The following is a 14,060-nucleotide window of genomic DNA, read 5'->3' as shown; positions in this document are numbered from 1 at the left end:
GCCCTCACGTTATGCGGGGGCACTGACATTGAGGGGGCGCCCCGCTCGCGGGCGGGGAATCAGCGGCATCAGCCGGCACTCGACGAGCCAGGCGCACCCCACCGTGACGCCGAGCAGGGGCAACCACACCCGCCAGCCGAAATCCTCGGCAGGCTGGATGAGCACCGGGTAGTGCAAGAGGTACAGGCCGTACGAGATGGATGCCACCCATGCCCAGATCGGCGCCCAGCCGGCGGCGAGTCGCCCGAGCGCGGTGCGCGCCGGCGTTGCGAGCAGCACGAGCAGCAGCAGGCAGACGCCGAAGTGGCGCACCATCAGGAACGGGTACGAGCTCGTGCCGTGGAATCCCGCGAGCAGAACGCCGCCCGCCGCGGTCAGGGTGAGCGCGGCCTGCCAGCCTGCCTCGACGGCGACGGCGCGCAGACGGATGCCGCCCTCGAGGTGTGCCTTCGCGGCGATGGCGCCGGCCCACCAGAGCGCGAAATACGCGGTGACGAGCAGGAAGTGGTTCGGGTGCCAGAGGAAGCCGAGATACGCGGCGACGGCCATCGCGCCGACGAAGTGGCGGGTCGCGTTCGGCCGCTTGCGCCACAGCATCATCACGAGCGGGAACACCGCGTAGAAGAAGACCTCGTAGGACAGGGACCAGAGCGGCACATTGTTGAGGTACGCGCCGCTCACGACCCCGGGCTTCGAGGTGAGATCGTCGACGCTGAACAGCGTCGCGAGGGTGCTGCGCCAACTCGGCCCGCTCTGGATGATGCCGAGCGCCCACACGATCGTCGAGACGCCCATCGCGATGAGCACGAGCGGGTAGATGCGGCGCAGGCGGCGGAGATAGAAGGAACGCAGGTCGCGCACCCGGTCGGCCTCGTTGGCGAAGATCACGAAGCCGCTCAGCAGGAAGAAGACCATGACGGCTTCCTGGCCCAACGACAGCGCGTGCGTGAGGAGCGGCGGCATCGGCAGTGCGGTCGAGGTGTGGTGGAGGACGACATAGACAGCGCTGCAGGCGCGGGCGGCGTCGAGCCCGGCGCGGGCGCGCGAGGACAGGCGAGGCCGCGGGTGCGGGGCGGCTGCCGGCCCCGGCATCCGTGTCGTCTCACGGCCCTTGTCCTGGGTCGTGTCCTGGGTTGGGATCGCCGTCGTCATCTCGCCCACCCAACGTGCCCGGCCTGGGCGTTATCTAAACGTTACGTGTTCGGAGCGTGGCAATTGCGGGCATCGTGGGCCGGGGTGCTCGATTCGCTTCCGGGGTTGCGCTCCCGTAAGATCGATCCCGGTACCGTGTCCGAGCGGCCGAAGGAGCATGTCTCGAAAACATGTGATGGTGCAAGCCATCCGTGGGTTCAAATCCCACCGGTACCGCGTTGTGATGTGTCAGGTCATCGTTTACTGGAGCCCCTCCGTGTGGAGGGGCTTCGGTCGTTTCTGGGGTTGGTAGTCCTTGGCGGCGTCGATGGTGTGCTCGGCGGTGTGGCGGCTGGTGACGATGGTCTCGAGCCGTTCATGACGACGGTGATGCGTATGCCCCGGTGGGAGCGGCCGATGGTGGGCGCGGTGTGGGCGTCTCCCGTCGTCGCACTCGCGGAACGCGTCGAGCCGAGCCTGTAGCTGCCGGGCGTCCGCGGCGAGCAGCAGGGCGGCGAGGTATTTCTGCGGGTTCTGGTGGAAGCGTTCGAACTTGTCCTGGGCCTGTGGGCGGGCGGGGAGCCGTTCTTCTGTTTCGCGCCAAGCAGCGGCCACGCCGGGCTGACCTCGTCCAGTGCTGGTCGCCGGTTTGCTCGTGCTCACCACCCAGGGGCTGTCGGGCTCCCGTGCGACCGTCCTATCGGAGCCATCGGACCAGTGCCGCGATAGCCGAGGGAAATGCTCCGCGCGAGGGTGTCGCGAAGCCGATCACCGCGGCGGGGGCGTTTCCGGGCTGTCGGGCGTATCGGCCCAAGGAGTGGGTGATGAGATCGCCAACTTGGATGACCCCGTTGGTGTCCGCGAGCGACTCCAGTGTCGCCGGGAGAGGTACGAGGGCTTGCAGGCCGGCGGGGATGCCGGTCAGGGGGATTCCGGCCTGTGTCGCCGCGGTGTGCAGAACGTCGTGCCGGCGGGCGTACTCGCGGCGCTGTCTGCGAACGTGGCGTTCGTATTCGCCGCTGCGGATCAGTTCGGCCACTGTGAGCTGGTCGAGTAGGGAGACACCGCCGGTCAGTGTGAGGGTCGCAGCGCGTACGGGCTCCACCAGATCGTGGGGCAGCGCCAACCATCCCAGCCGGAGCCGGGTGTCGAGCGTCTTGCTGACACTGCCGGCGTAGATCACGCGCTGCGGGGCGGATCGCTGGAGCGCGGCGATCGGCCGCCGGTCGAAGCGGAACTCGCCGTCGTAGTCGTCCTCGACAACGAAGCCGTCGGTTCGGTCAGCCCATGTCACCACCTCGCGTCGCCGCTGCGCGTCCAGCGCGCCGCCGAGCGGGAACTGGTGGGCGGGCGTGAGCACGGCGATGTCTGTGTCGCCGTGGAGCAGGCTGGTCTGCGCGCCCGAGTTGTCGACGGGCAGGTCGATCACGTGCAGCCCGGCGGAACTCCAGAGGCGGTCCAGCCCGGGAAGCGCCGGGTCTTCGATGGCCGCCTGAGTAGCACCGAGCGAGCGCAGGGCCGCCGCGAGGACCGTGGAGGCGGAGCGGTAGCCGGCACTCACGACGATGGACGCCGGACTTGTCTCCACCCCGCGGGCACGAGCAAGGTAGGCGGCGAGTTGGGTCCGGAGTTCCAGGCTGCCGGCCCCGTCGTCGTCTGTTGGAGCCGTCGCGAACGCGGCGACTGCGGCCTTCCGCGCTGCCGAGGTCCACCGGGCGATCGGGAACGACCCGGTCTCCGGGCGTCCCGGCCTCAGATCCAGCCGGGGCGCGTGCGGCATCGAGGCGGTTGCAGGCTCGTCCATTGCGGTCGGTGTGCGAGCCACGAAGGTCCCGGTACGGGGGCGGGTGACGAGTAGGCCGTCGGCCACGAGATCGTCGATCGCGGCGACGACGGTGCCACGGGCGACTCCGAGCTCGGCCGCCAGTTCGCGCGCTGCCGGCACGCGGCTGCCCTCCGGCAAGAGGCCGAGGAGGGCCGCGCGGCGGATCGCCTCCTCCACACCGCGGCGCTTGGGCAGCGCTGGGTCCAGGGAGAACAGCACATCCACTGGCCCAGATTATCCGGTACCAGGTGGCTCTCTTTTCTGATCCAGGGTTCTCGTAGTCTCATGCCGTGACGAAAGAGGGATCGCGCATGAGAATATTCGTTGCCGGAGCATCCGGCGTCCTGGGCCGGGCGTTCCTACCGTTGGCGGTGGAGCGTGGCTACGAGGTGATCGGCATGACCCGCTCGTCTGTCGGCGCGCGCACCGTCGAATCGCTGGGTGCGGTGCCGGCGTTGGCCGACGCGCTGGACCGCAAGCAGCTCGGCCGTGCGCTCGCCGCGGCGCGACCCGACGTCGTCGTCGATCTCCTCACCGACCTCGCCACCGGCGACTCCGGAAGCAATGCGCGCCTGCGCACCGAGGGCACCAGGAACCTGGTCGACGCGGCACATCAGGCCGGGGTCTCCCAGATCGTGGCGGAGAGCATCTCGTGGGTGTACGCACCCGGCACCGACCCTGCTGACGAGAACGAGGGCCTTGATGCGGAGGCCGTCGAGCCCCGGCTCACCACCATCCGCGGCATCACCGCGCTGGAGGCCGCGGTCCGCGAGGTCCCGCACAGTGCCGTGCTGAGGTTCGGGCAACTGTACGGCGAGGGCACGTGGTACGCCCGCGACGGCCGCTTCGCCGACGCCGCTCGGGCAGGCGAGCTGGCCGCCACCGAGACGGTCACCTCCTTCCTCCACATCGATGACGCGGCGGCCGCGACACTGGCTGCCCTGGACTGGCCGACTGGAGTATGGAACATCGTGGACGACGAGCCGGCCGCAGGAACCGAGTGGGTGCCCGTGTTCGCAGACGCCGTCGGCGCGCCTGCCCCGACGGTCACGCGGGCCGGCGACATCGGCCGCCCGGTCAGCAATGCCCGGGCACGCGCCCAAGGCCTGACTCTCCGCCATCCGAGCTGGCGCGACGGATTCCGCACTCTATGACGGACAGCAGACAGCCTTTGCGCATCGGAACCTGGCGCCAGGGGCTCCTCACCTTCGCCGGAGTCCTGCCCGTCAGCCTCGTACTCAACCTTGCCCTCGCCCCGCTCCTCGCGGGCCTCCTTCCGCACCTCGCAATCGTCGCCATCGACGCGGCGATCCTCGTGGCGGCACTCAACTGGGTCTTGCTTCCTGCGCTGCACTGGGTGACGAACGGGTGGGCTGTCAGATCACGCACCTCGGATCACGTGGACGGCGAACGCCGCTCGCGCGTGCAGGAATCCGCCTAACGCATCAGCTCGTCGCTTCCTTCATGGCGAGAAGTTGAGCTCGGCTGAGACCAGGCGCCGCTCGATCGGCGCGCTCCGCAACGGCCACCAAGAGACGTGCACGGTCGTCCGGGTCTGTGTCTTGCCAGGCGTCGGCCCGGTCGAGGCGGCCACCAGGCTGCTCGCCGAACACGGCATCCGCGTCGACGTCCTCTCGCTGCACCCAACCTCGCTCACTTCCTGGCCTAATAAGGGCGCACCCGCCTGGCTCTTCCGGCTCCGGCACGACGACCCATAACCTCGCGTCCGTCTCTCTCGAAAGGCGCCCACGCATGACGCAGACGTCCCTCCCCGTTCTCGAATATCTGCAACGACAGCTCACCGGCAGCCTGCAGCCCGGCGACACGACCCATGCGCGTTACCCGACGGCGATCTCGCGCCTGCTGGGCATCGAGATCATCGCTGTCGCCGAGCGGGAGGCCACGGTGCGGATCGCGGCCGACGTGGAGTTGCACGGAAACCAGCAGGGCACGATCCACGGCGGACTTCTGTGCGAGCTGGCGGATGCGGCGATCGGAACCGCGCATTCGACGGTCATCGAGCCGGGCGAGTCCTTCACGAGCCTCGACCTCGACGCGCGGTTCGTGAGGCCTGCCTGGACCGGGGCCCTCATTGCCGCCGCGCACTGCACCCACTCCGGACGCACCATCAGCCACTACCACTGCGACATCCGGCGCGAGGACGGCACCACGATCGCTACGGTGACGAGCGCGGTGATGACCCTCCGCGGTGCTGCAGCGGCGGGGCGGTGACGCCGCGCTCCGGGCCACGCAGTGCCACCATTCGAGAGTAAAGACAAGGAAGGACTCCATGACCGAGGAACAGGAGCTGCCGGAGCGCAGCCGGATCGTCCAGCAGCATCTGATCGACGCCGGGCTCACCGCGCGAGTGCGCGAGCTGCCCGCCTCCACCCGCACGGCGGCCGAGGCGGCTGCCGCCCTCGGCTGCGAGGTCGGCGCGATCGCCAGCAGCCTGCTCTTTCTCGCCGACGGCGCGCCCCTGCTCGTGATGACCAGCGGCCGGCACCGCGTCGACACCGCGCTCCTCGCTGTTGAAGTCGGTGCAACGACGATCGAGATGGCCAGCGCCAAGCAGGTACGCGCCGTCACCGGACAGGCCATCGGAGGCGTCGCGCCGGTCGGGCACCCCGCCCCCGTGCGCACCGTCATCGACCGTGCGCTTGCGGACTACGACACCGTCTGGACGGCCGCAGGCACGCCCCACACCGTCGTGCCGCTGAGCTTCGAACAGCTCATCGCGCTCACCGGTGGAGCCACCGTCACCGTCGCCACCACCTGAACGGCCGGCGTCCGCTCTCTCTCGGATGCCCTTCCCCCATAACGCCCCATCACGCCAAGGAACACATCATGAAGACCGTCGCGCACATCTTCCACGACGACGCAGACTCGCTGACCATCGGCAGCCGGCTCCCGGCGCGCGTCGCCGAGATCGCAGCCCACGACGACATCGCGGTCGAGGTGTTCGTCTTCGGCCCCGCGCAACGCCGGCTCACCCACGCGGACACCGAGACGGACCGCCTGTTCAACACGCAGATCGACGCGCTGATCGCCTCCGGCATCCCGGTCGGAGCGTGCGTCAACGCCGCTCGCGAAGCGGGCGCCGAAACCGCCCTCGCACAGCGCGGCCTGACGCTCTCCGTCGCCCGAGACGCGTTCATCCGCTTCACCCTCGAACGCGCCACCGTCATCACCTTCTAAGCGAAAGACGCCATGAGCACAGACTTCATCGATGCCGGACTGGATGCGCGCTGGTCAGACACTCTCGCCAGCGAGGCGACGCTCGCCGAGCAGACCCGCGCCTGCCTCGCCAACATCGACCGGATTATCACGGCCGCCGGTGGTCAGCGAACAGACATCGCCGCAGTCACGATCTACAACACCCGGCTCGCCGAACAGGACGTCGTGAACGCGGTCTGCTCGGAGTTCTTCGGAGAGCACCGCCCCGCACGCACCCATGTCGAAGTGAGCCGCCTCGCCGACCCCGAGTTGCTGATCGAGATCTCGGCGATGGCGGCGCTATGACGGGACGACCGGTTGGCGGGAACGCCGTCCTGGAAGGATCGAGACACGATGAATGACTATCGCGCCGTCTTCGACGTCCGAGTCTCTTTCGTGAACGGCGGAGGTCTCTCGGCGGACGGGTTCCGGCTCGACATCCCGGGGCAACATGTCTCCCAAGAGGAAGTGGCGCGCCTGCTGGTTCAGCACCTCGGGCTGGCTCTCGTCGGCGAAGTCCGCTTCGACCGGTTCGAGATCGTGGCCGAGCAGCACAAGGGCAGCCGTGGCATGAGCGAGTCCTCGCCGCTGCCCGGAGGCACCGACTACCGCCTTGTCGATCTCGGCCACACCATCCGCGAAGGGCTCGTCACGCTGCCGGGAGTGCCGTCTCCGGTCATCACGCCCCACCTGAGCCGCGAGGATTCCGCCCAGCGGTACGCGCCAGGGACGACGTTCGCCATGGACGTGATCTCGTTGCCGGGGAACACCGGCACCTACTTCGACACGCCGTTCCACCGCTACGAAGACGGCTCCGACCTCTCCTCGGTCGAGCTCGACAGCGTCGTGGATCTGCCCGCCGAGGTCTTCCATCTCGCCGACGCGACCGCGCGAGGCATCCCTGCGTCGGTCTTCTACGATCGCGACGTGCGGGGCAAAGCCGTCCTGCTGCACACCGGATGGGACCGCTACTTCGGCACCCCCGCGTACCAGGAGCGCGCCCCGTTCCTTCGCGAAGACGGCGTGGACTACCTCGCAAGCCAGGGAGTCAGGCTGGTCGGAATCGACTCGATCAACATCGACGACACCTCAGCTGAGGCGCACGGCGAGCGGCCGGCGCACACCGTCTTCCTCGCCGCCGGCATCCATATCGTCGAGCACCTCACGGGACTGGCAGCCCTACCTGCCACCGGCGCCAGCTTCACCGCCGTCCCGCTCAAGATCGAGCGCTTCGGCACCTCCCCGGTACGCGCGTTCGCCAAGGCGCCCGTCACCGGCGTCTGACCCGGGCGGGGAGTTGTCTTTTTCGGGGGCTTCGGATGCTCGCGAGCGCGCTATGCGTCAATTCGGCGCGGTCTCGGCCTCTGACCGTTGGGCGTAAGCCAGACCCCACCGCGCCATCGCATCCAAGACCCCCTGCGCCTCTACTCCCAAATCGGTGAGGCGGTATTCGACCTTAGGGGGCACCTCCGGGTAGACCGTGCGGGAGACCAAGCCATCGGCCTCGAGCTCTCTGAGCTGCCGCGTCAGACCTCGGTCAGTGAGCCCTGGAGTACGCCGCGCCAACTCGCCGAAACGAAGAACGCTCTCTCGGCGCAGCTCATGCATGATGAACGGCTTCCACGCGCCAGCGAGCACCGTCGCCGCGATCTCCGCAGCGCACCGGTCGCGCCAGAGCTGCACCGCTTTCTGCGTCTGTGGTCGCATGCCGCTAAGGATAAATGCTGACACTGTCAAAAATGACAGTACTTGCTCACAATGTAGATACCTCAGAAGATCGCCGTATGGGTGATACGAGCCAACCGAACGACCGTGCTCTGGGCAGACGGTGGCTCGTGCTGTCTCCGCTGCTCATCAGCGTCTTCGGAGCCAGCCTCTCAACGGGCCTCCTCACGGTCTCCGCGCCGCGCATAGGCGCCGACATCGGGTTGCCCACCGTGAGCCGGGCGTGGCTCCTCGACGCTTACCCCCTCTGCCTGGCCGCGGTGCTCGCGGCCGCGGCCAGGCTCGGAGACAGATACGGGCGACGACCAGTGCTGCTGACGAGTTCGACGCTGATCGTCGTCGCGTCCGTCGGCGCCGCCCTCTCGCCCGGCGCTGCCACGTTGATCGCCTGGCGCTGCGCCCACGGCGTCGCGGGTGCCGGAGTGCTGGCGAGCGTCGTCGGCACGATCGGGTCACGGTTTGCGGGCGCCGATCTGGCCGTCGCGAACGGCGCGTGGGTCGCCGCCGTCGGCGCGGGTAACGCGCTTGGCCCCGTCGTCGGAGGCGTCATCACGGACATGGCCGGCTGGCGCTGGCTCTTCGCCTTCCCGGCTCTTGCCGCGCTCGTCTCGATTGCGCTGTCGATCCGCTTTCTGCCGAACTCATCGGCCCCAGACCGGCCGCGTATGGATCCCTTGAGCATGGTGCTTGCGGGCGTCGCCGCCGGCACCCTGATCGAGGGGGTGAATGTGGCGCCCGGGTCACCGATCGAGGGTGCTGTGCTTCTTCTCGTCTGCGCTTCCGCTTGCGTCGCGCTGTTCCGGCGGCAGCGGCGCTCCACTCACCCGATGATCGACGTCTCGCTGTTCCGCGACCGGCGATTTGCCGTCGCCGCGGTACAGATCCTGGTCTCAGCCGCATCGGCGAGCGGATGCATGTATCTCGTCAGCCTTCATGTGCAGCAAAGCCGGGGGTACACGGCGACAGCAGCAGGGCTCGTACTGTTGCCCCTCGCCATCGGGACTACAGCAGGGGGCGTCGCCGCCCCCTTCGCCCGGTCGCGGCTTTCATCAGGCGCCATCGTGAGGGCCGCGTTGGTCCTCCAAGGAGTCGGAGCTGCGGGTGCAGGCGTCGCGGGAACTCCGCTTCAGCTCGCCGTTGCCCTTGCTGTCGCCGGAATCGGCTACGGCATCGTCGGAACGGTCGCGACCACGACACTGTTCGCGATCGCCGCGCACGTTCGCGCCTCGCAAGCCGGAGTTCTGCAGGAGATGACGTTCGCGCTGGGCTCCGGCATCGGAATCGCTTTGTTCGGCACGGTTGCAGCTTCCTCCGCGGGATTCTCACTCACGTTGGGATCCGCCGCAGCGGTCACCGCCGCCGCGGCGCTACTGCGGAGTCGACGCTGCCTGACGCGGCGCGGCTTCCGATGACGGCCTGATGCAGGACGACCTCGCCGGTGTCAGCGCATCTTTGACGGCCTCCGCGTTCCCAGAGCCTGATGATTCGCAGCGGGCCCATCTATGGATGGGCCGTCGTTGACGTCACCGCTCCGCGAGGGGCGCGGCGAAGAAGGCGTGCTCGTGTGCGGCGGATGCGCGCAGCGCATCACGCATCGCGCGACGTGTTCTCTCCTCTGCGGTGGCTGCCGCCCGTGTGGCGATTTGGATCGCTCGCCTCGTTGCGGCTGCGAACGATTCGTCCGCGTAGCTGTCGAGCCAGTCGCGGTAGGGATGCTCAGGGTGCGAGAACTGCCGCAGCCGCGCGCCCACGTCCGCGTAGATCCAGTAGCACGGCAGGACGGCCGCCGTCAGGATGCGGTAGTCGCCCCTGGCGGAGACGGCGAGCAGGTGGTTGAGGTACGCCGTGGTGGCCGCGCTCGGCGTGATGTCGTCCATCGTCGCCGAGGGAACCCAGCGTTCGTGCAACTGCAGTTCGACCGCGATTGCGTCGCGAGCGCCCGCGGCCCAGAACGCCTGCTCCTCGGCGGTCGGCGCGAGGCTGCTTGCCCGCGCGAGCACGCGGGCGTAGTCCCGCAGGTAGAGCGCGTCCTGAGCCAGATACCAGACGAATGCTGTCCTGTCGAGGGTGCCCTCGGCGAGCTGGCGGACGAAGGCCAGCTCATCGATGTCGGCCCTGATGTCCTCGATGTGCGCCCACCATCCGGACTCGACCGCCTCCGGCTCCGGCCGCGTTGCGATGCCTCCGCGCTCCCAGAGGCCGGCGAAGTGACTGACGGGGCCGTGCCCCGCGCCCACTGCCAGCTCGGCTCCGTGACGGATGCTCTCGACGAGCCACTCCTTCGACTCCGCAGCGGCCCGCGCCCAGTCGCCCGAGCGCGCGAACCTGGTGGCGAGTGCCGAGGAGAGGGAGCATCCTGTGCCATGCGTGTTGGTCGTCTCGACGCGGATGCCCGGAAACTCAGTGACCTCGATCGTGCCGTCGACGGCTTCTACAAGTGCGTCCGGCAGGCTCGCGCCGGCAAGATGACCGCCCTTGACGAGGAGCCGCGTCCCATAGCGGGCCGCGACCTCGCGGGCCTGTGTCACGGCACCGGACCAGGTTGTTGCGGCCGGCGCTTCGGCGAGGATCGCAAGCTCAGGGATGTTCGGGGTGACCAGATCCGCGAGCGGCGCCAGCGCGCGCAACTCATCTTCGGCATCCGGGTCGAGCAGTCGATCGCCGCTGGTGGCGACCATGACCGGGTCGAGCACGACGACCGGCGGGTTCACCCGCTCGAGCCACTCCCGGACAGCGCGGACGATGTCCGCGGTGGCGAGCATCCCGATCTTGACCGCGTCGATCTCGACGTCGTCGGAGACGGCGTCGAGCTGTTCGACGAGGAACGGCACGGGCGGGACATGGACGGAACGAACCCCGCGCGTGTTCTGAGCGACGAGCGCTGTGACCGCGGCCATGCCGTAGCCGCCGTTCGCGGCGATGCTCTTCAGATCCGCCTGAATCCCCGCACCGCCACTGGGGTCGGTGCCCGCGATGCTCAGGACGCGCGGGACCGGCCGGGCCTCGTCCCTCATGCTGCTGCCTCCCACGCTGCGCGCAGTTCCCGAGCGGCAGCGGCGGGGTCCGCCGCTGAGCAGATCGCCGAGACGACCGCGGCGCCGACCGCCCCGGCGGAACGCAGCGCCGGCAGGTCGGCGCGCTTCACGCCGCCGATCGCGACCGCGGGCAACGCGGTGGCGGCCAGGAGCCGAGCAAGGCCGTCATGCCCGAGCGGCGGGGGCGCGTCCGACTTCGTCGGCGTCGCGTGGAGCGCTCCGATGCCGAGATAGTCCACGCGGGCGGCGCTCATCTCCGCACGATGCACCTCGTCGTCGGTCGCAGCGCTGAGACCGAGGGTGGCGTCCGCACCGATGAGCTCGCGCACCGCCTCGACCGGAAGATCCGACTGGCCGATGTGCACGCCGGAGACCCTCGCGCCTGCGAGGCGCGCCGCGAGGAAGACGTCGACCCGATCGTTGACGATCAGCGCCACTCCTTCCGGCAGCACCGCGGCGACCCGCAGCACCGTGTCGAGGAACTCCCGCGCCGAGGCATCCTTCTCGCGCAGCTGCACCGCTGTCACTCCGGCCTCGGCGGCGGACCGCACCAGATCCACGAGGTCATGACCGGCTGCCGCGGCGAGCCTGGAGTCGGTCACGAGATAGACAGAGAGGTTAAACACGGATGGCCGCCCTCTCGCGAATGTCGTCGGCGGTCACGGTCGCAAGTGCGTCGAGGTGGGCCGCGAGGAAAGTGCCCGGCCCGGATGCTCGTTGCGCCGCGAGCTCGGCCGCCACCGTGTAAACGGTCGTCGCAGCGACGGTAGCGGCGAAGGGATTGTCGTCGATTGCGGCGAATGCCGCCATCACCGCGCCGAGCGCGCATCCGCCCCCGGTGATCTGCGTCAGCGACGGATGCCCGTTGCGGATGCGAGCCGAGCCTCGGCGATCGACGACGAGGTCCTCGGGGCCGGAGACCGCGACGACCGCGCCGATCGACTCGGCGAGGGAGCGTGCGGACGGGACAGCCGCCTCCACGACGAGCGAGGAGTCCACACCGCGTCCGCCCGGCCCGGCATCGGCCAGCGCGACGATCTCCGACGCGTTGCCGCGCACGATGGCGGGGGCCAGCGCGCGTAGCCGAGACGCGAGCGGCGTGCGCACCGGAAGGGAACCGACGGCGACGGGGTCGAGCACCCACGGCGTTCCGCTCTTGCTCGCGCCGTCGACGGCTTCGAACATGGCCTCGCGTTGCTCAGCGGTGGGCGTCCCGAGGTTGACCAGCAATCCCGAGGCCATGTCGGCGAACATGCCGGCCTCCCCGGGGATGTCCACCATCGCGGCCGATGCGCCGAGCGCCAGCAGCACGTTGGCGGTGTGGCCAGCCACGACACGGTTGATGATGCACTGGACGAGCGGCATCTGTGCCCGCACGGACGCGAGGTCGGCACAGGTTGATTCGATCAGGTTTTCTGGCGTGCGCAACATGCGCGACATCCCTTCGCTAGTACGAACTAGATCAGGTTCGACGGGTGTGATCTCAGCCCAAGTCGGGCACCCCGTGTCACGTTCTGTGAGTCAGGTTAGCGGGTGCGAATCGAACGCCGCGATCACGCCGATCATGTCGAGAGCACCGTCGCCTGCCCGCACCGCTGCCTCGTACAGCTCACGGCTTGCCCGGGTGAGCGGATGAGCTGCCTGCGCGTCTATCGCAGCGTCTTCGACGAGGCGTGCGTTCTTGAGCACATCCGCGATCGCCGCCTGTGGCGCGAAATCGCTTTGAGTCAACTTCAGCGCTTTCCCTCGGGAGGCCACGGATGACATGGGCCCGGCGTCGAGAACCGCTCGGAGCACCTCTGCGTCCACACCGGTCCTGGCTGCGAAATGGAACGTCTCGGCCAGACCCGTGACCATGGTGATCAAGAAGGTGTTGACGGCGAGCTTCGTTGCGAGCGCCGATGGCACCGGCCCGCAGCGAAAGCGCTGCGCGCACATGGCGTCGATGATCGGCTCGATGTCGGCGATGGCGTCTTCGGAGCCGGCAAGCATCGCCACCAGTGTCCCCTCGGTAGCCGGGCCGCGGGAGCCTGAGACAGGTGCCTCGACATATCGGCCGCCGTGTGCGTGGACGTCTGCGGCCAGCGCCTGCGAGTAGGCCGTGGTGAACGTGCCCATCTGAACGATGGTGTGGCTGCCGACCAGGCGCCCGAATTCGGGCGTATCGCGCGCCAGGACGGCGTCGACCGCTGCCTCGTCGCGGAGCATCAGGACCACGGTCTCCGCGTGCGAGAACACGCCCGCGACGTCGGCGGCGGCGTGAGCGCCGAGGGCGACGAGCTCCTCGACCGGCGCTGCGGAACGAGCCCAGACAGCAAGGTCGAAGCCTGCGGCGATGAGATTCTTCGCCATCGGCACTCCCATGATGCCGAGGCCGATGAATCCGAGATGTCTGCCGTTCATTCGTCATTCCCTTCCGCTTGGCCCACCAGGCGTTCGATCGCGTCCCGCGCGTGAGCGGCTGCCGCAGGCCGTGTCGGCGCAGGCAGCAGTCCGAGGAGCCGCTGCCGGTGCCGTTCGCCGAGAAGGAGGGCGAACAGGGCCTCGGCTTGCGCGGCATCAGGAGTGCCGAGGTGCTCGCTGAGCGCGGCGATATAGCCGCGAGGGCCGTCCTCGTAGAAGCGGCGCGCGAGTTCGGGGAACCGGCGGGATTCAGCGATCATCAGCCGGTGCAGGCCGACCGCCTCGTCTGAGTGGAGCGTGAAGACGATCTCCGCCGCAAGGTCGTTGAGGTCCTTTCCCCGAGCCGGTGGCCTCAGCGTGCGGTCGCGAAGACGCTCGACGGCGGCCAGGAATATCTCCGTCCGGTCTCCGAAGTAGGCGTAGATGGTGCGCTTGGTCACATGGGCCTCGGGCGCGATGTCATCGAGAGTGACCTGCTCGAATCCGCCGGCGAGGAACAAGCGCACTGCGGCGTCGAGGATGTCGTCCCGCCGTTGGGAGCGCTCAGCGTCGGTCGGGCGCCCGCGCTTGCGGGCGGTCGGCATCGAGGCCGCTTCGTCACGCATTCCGCCTCCTCACCGATCAGCCTGGCATGGATTCACCATAGAATGAAACGTAATTCGTGTCATTATGAGTGGAGCCGCCCTAACCCGCAGGCCCCAACCGCCGTACCCCAGCCACGGCCG

At 68.9% G+C, this 14,060-nt stretch carries 17 protein-coding genes, 1 tRNA gene and 1 riboswitch; of the genes, 9 read left to right on the top strand and 9 right to left on the bottom strand.

The genetic code is table 11. From position 1 onward, the window contains the following. Positions 1-9: 9 nt before the first annotated feature. On the bottom strand, positions 10-1,152 hold the full coding sequence (locus ABD708_RS14025; RefSeq protein ID WP_344755481.1) for an acyltransferase family protein: 1,143 nt from the start codon (positions 1,150-1,152) through the stop codon (positions 10-12). A 129-nt stretch (positions 1,153-1,281) separates the two neighbouring features. On the opposite strand from ABD708_RS14025, the gene ABD708_RS14020 reads away from it, so the two are divergent. Continuing rightward, positions 1,282-1,368, top strand: a tRNA-Ser gene (locus ABD708_RS14020). A 24-nt stretch (positions 1,369-1,392) separates the two neighbouring features. Here ABD708_RS14020 and ABD708_RS14015 read toward each other — a convergent pair. Then, the gene (locus tag ABD708_RS14015; RefSeq protein ID WP_344755479.1) at positions 1,393-1,794 is read right to left on the bottom strand and encodes a hypothetical protein; all 402 of its coding nucleotides are present in this window, start codon (positions 1,792-1,794) and stop codon (positions 1,393-1,395) included. Between the two features lie 34 nt (positions 1,795-1,828). Beyond that, positions 1,829-3,181 (bottom strand): MocR-like pyridoxine biosynthesis transcription factor PdxR, encoded by a 1,353-nt coding sequence (gene pdxR, locus ABD708_RS14010; RefSeq protein WP_344755477.1) that lies wholly within the window; start codon positions 3,179-3,181, stop codon positions 1,829-1,831. Between the two features lie 86 nt (positions 3,182-3,267). Between pdxR and ABD708_RS14005 the strand changes: the two genes are divergently transcribed. The 7 genes from ABD708_RS14005 (at position 3,268) to ABD708_RS13975 (ending at position 7,456) form a co-directional block, all read left to right on the top strand. Next, positions 3,268-4,110: an NAD-dependent epimerase/dehydratase family protein gene (locus tag ABD708_RS14005; RefSeq protein WP_344755475.1), complete on the top strand. Its 843-nt coding sequence runs from the start codon at positions 3,268-3,270 to the stop codon at positions 4,108-4,110. Then, entirely contained in the window at positions 4,107-4,397 is a 291-nt protein-coding gene (locus tag ABD708_RS14000) for a hypothetical protein (RefSeq protein ID WP_344755473.1), read from the top strand. Before ABD708_RS14005 ends, ABD708_RS14000 begins: the two co-directional genes overlap by 4 nt. 311 nt (positions 4,398-4,708) lie before the next feature. Continuing rightward, the gene (locus ABD708_RS13995) at positions 4,709-5,188 is read left to right on the top strand and encodes a PaaI family thioesterase (RefSeq protein ID WP_344755471.1); all 480 of its coding nucleotides are present in this window, start codon (positions 4,709-4,711) and stop codon (positions 5,186-5,188) included. 58 nt (positions 5,189-5,246) lie between these two features. Continuing rightward, on the top strand, positions 5,247-5,735 hold the full coding sequence (locus tag ABD708_RS13990) for a YbaK/EbsC family protein (protein ID WP_344755469.1): 489 nt from the start codon (positions 5,247-5,249) through the stop codon (positions 5,733-5,735). A gap of 68 nt (positions 5,736-5,803) precedes the next feature. After that, complete coding sequence (locus ABD708_RS13985) at positions 5,804-6,154, top strand: DsrE family protein (protein ID WP_344755467.1); 351 nt, start codon at positions 5,804-5,806, stop codon at positions 6,152-6,154. Between the two features lie 12 nt (positions 6,155-6,166). After that, on the top strand, positions 6,167-6,478 hold the full coding sequence (locus ABD708_RS13980; protein ID WP_344755465.1) for a RidA family protein: 312 nt from the start codon (positions 6,167-6,169) through the stop codon (positions 6,476-6,478). A gap of 48 nt (positions 6,479-6,526) precedes the next feature. Next, positions 6,527-7,456: a cyclase family protein gene (locus tag ABD708_RS13975; RefSeq protein WP_344755463.1), complete on the top strand. Its 930-nt coding sequence runs from the start codon at positions 6,527-6,529 to the stop codon at positions 7,454-7,456. 57 nt (positions 7,457-7,513) lie between these two features. Here ABD708_RS13975 and ABD708_RS13970 read toward each other — a convergent pair whose 3' ends face one another. Further along, positions 7,514-7,879: a winged helix-turn-helix transcriptional regulator gene (locus tag ABD708_RS13970; RefSeq protein WP_344755461.1), complete on the bottom strand. Its 366-nt coding sequence runs from the start codon at positions 7,877-7,879 to the stop codon at positions 7,514-7,516. 14 nt (positions 7,880-7,893) lie between these two features. Between ABD708_RS13970 and ABD708_RS13965 the strand changes: the two genes are divergently transcribed. Continuing rightward, the gene (locus tag ABD708_RS13965) at positions 7,894-9,309 is read left to right on the top strand and encodes an MFS transporter (protein ID WP_344755459.1); all 1,416 of its coding nucleotides are present in this window, start codon (positions 7,894-7,896) and stop codon (positions 9,307-9,309) included. Between the two features lie 111 nt (positions 9,310-9,420). Here the strand turns inward: ABD708_RS13965 and ABD708_RS13960 are convergent, their stop codons facing one another. The 5 genes from ABD708_RS13960 to ABD708_RS13940 form a co-directional block, all read right to left on the bottom strand. After that, the gene (locus ABD708_RS13960; protein WP_344755457.1) at positions 9,421-10,911 is read right to left on the bottom strand and encodes a bifunctional hydroxymethylpyrimidine kinase/phosphomethylpyrimidine kinase; all 1,491 of its coding nucleotides are present in this window, start codon (positions 10,909-10,911) and stop codon (positions 9,421-9,423) included. Then, a complete protein-coding gene (thiE, locus tag ABD708_RS13955; protein WP_344755455.1) occupies positions 10,908-11,534 on the bottom strand; it encodes a thiamine phosphate synthase in 627 nt (208 codons plus the stop codon). Before thiE ends, ABD708_RS13960 begins: the two co-directional genes overlap by 4 nt. A 16-nt stretch (positions 11,535-11,550) precedes the next feature. Further along, positions 11,551-12,372 (bottom strand): hydroxyethylthiazole kinase, encoded by an 822-nt coding sequence (gene thiM / locus ABD708_RS13950; RefSeq protein ID WP_425553300.1) that lies wholly within the window; start codon positions 12,370-12,372, stop codon positions 11,551-11,553. Then, a riboswitch (TPP riboswitch) is annotated at positions 12,355-12,447 on the bottom strand. (Overlaps the previous gene by 18 nt.) Positions 12,448-12,453: 6 nt before the next feature. Further along, complete coding sequence (locus ABD708_RS13945; RefSeq protein ID WP_344755453.1) at positions 12,454-13,335, bottom strand: NAD(P)-dependent oxidoreductase; 882 nt, start codon at positions 13,333-13,335, stop codon at positions 12,454-12,456. Further along, a complete protein-coding gene (locus ABD708_RS13940) occupies positions 13,332-13,940 on the bottom strand; it encodes a TetR/AcrR family transcriptional regulator (protein ID WP_344755451.1) in 609 nt (202 codons plus the stop codon). Before ABD708_RS13940 ends, ABD708_RS13945 begins: the two co-directional genes overlap by 4 nt. Between the last annotated feature and the right edge of the window lie 120 nt (positions 13,941-14,060).

This window comes from Gryllotalpicola koreensis (genome assembly GCF_039538185.1).
Lineage (GTDB): Bacteria > Actinomycetota > Actinomycetes > Actinomycetales > Microbacteriaceae > Gryllotalpicola > Gryllotalpicola koreensis.
The sequence above is the reverse complement of the archived record's forward strand: the minus strand, read 5'-3'. Positions and strand labels throughout refer to the sequence as shown.

What these genes read in the sequence shown, in the direction of transcription:
- ABD708_RS14025 (WP_344755481.1), bottom strand. Translation starts at nt 1,152, where the DNA reads ATGACGACGGCGATCCCAACCCAGGACACGACCCAGGACAAGGGCCGT.
- ABD708_RS14005 (WP_344755475.1), top strand. Translation starts at nt 3,268, where the DNA reads ATGAGAATATTCGTTGCCGGAGCATCCGGCGTCCTGGGCCGGGCGTTC.
- ABD708_RS14000 (WP_344755473.1), top strand. Translation starts at nt 4,107, where the DNA reads ATGACGGACAGCAGACAGCCTTTGCGCATCGGAACCTGGCGCCAGGGG.
- ABD708_RS13995 (WP_344755471.1), top strand. Translation starts at nt 4,709, where the DNA reads ATGACGCAGACGTCCCTCCCCGTTCTCGAATATCTGCAACGACAGCTC.
- ABD708_RS13990 (WP_344755469.1), top strand. Translation starts at nt 5,247, where the DNA reads ATGACCGAGGAACAGGAGCTGCCGGAGCGCAGCCGGATCGTCCAGCAG.
- ABD708_RS13985 (WP_344755467.1), top strand. Translation starts at nt 5,804, where the DNA reads ATGAAGACCGTCGCGCACATCTTCCACGACGACGCAGACTCGCTGACC.
- ABD708_RS13980 (WP_344755465.1), top strand. Translation starts at nt 6,167, where the DNA reads ATGAGCACAGACTTCATCGATGCCGGACTGGATGCGCGCTGGTCAGAC.
- ABD708_RS13975 (WP_344755463.1), top strand. Translation starts at nt 6,527, where the DNA reads ATGAATGACTATCGCGCCGTCTTCGACGTCCGAGTCTCTTTCGTGAAC.
- ABD708_RS13970 (WP_344755461.1), bottom strand. Translation starts at nt 7,879, where the DNA reads ATGCGACCACAGACGCAGAAAGCGGTGCAGCTCTGGCGCGACCGGTGC.
- ABD708_RS13965 (WP_344755459.1), top strand. Translation starts at nt 7,894, where the DNA reads ATGCTGACACTGTCAAAAATGACAGTACTTGCTCACAATGTAGATACC.
- ABD708_RS13960 (WP_344755457.1), bottom strand. Translation starts at nt 10,911, where the DNA reads ATGAGGGACGAGGCCCGGCCGGTCCCGCGCGTCCTGAGCATCGCGGGC.
- thiM (WP_425553300.1), bottom strand. Translation starts at nt 12,372, where the DNA reads ATGTCGCGCATGTTGCGCACGCCAGAAAACCTGATCGAATCAACCTGT.
- ABD708_RS13945 (WP_344755453.1), bottom strand. Translation starts at nt 13,335, where the DNA reads ATGAACGGCAGACATCTCGGATTCATCGGCCTCGGCATCATGGGAGTG.
- ABD708_RS13940 (WP_344755451.1), bottom strand. Translation starts at nt 13,940, where the DNA reads ATGCGTGACGAAGCGGCCTCGATGCCGACCGCCCGCAAGCGCGGGCGC.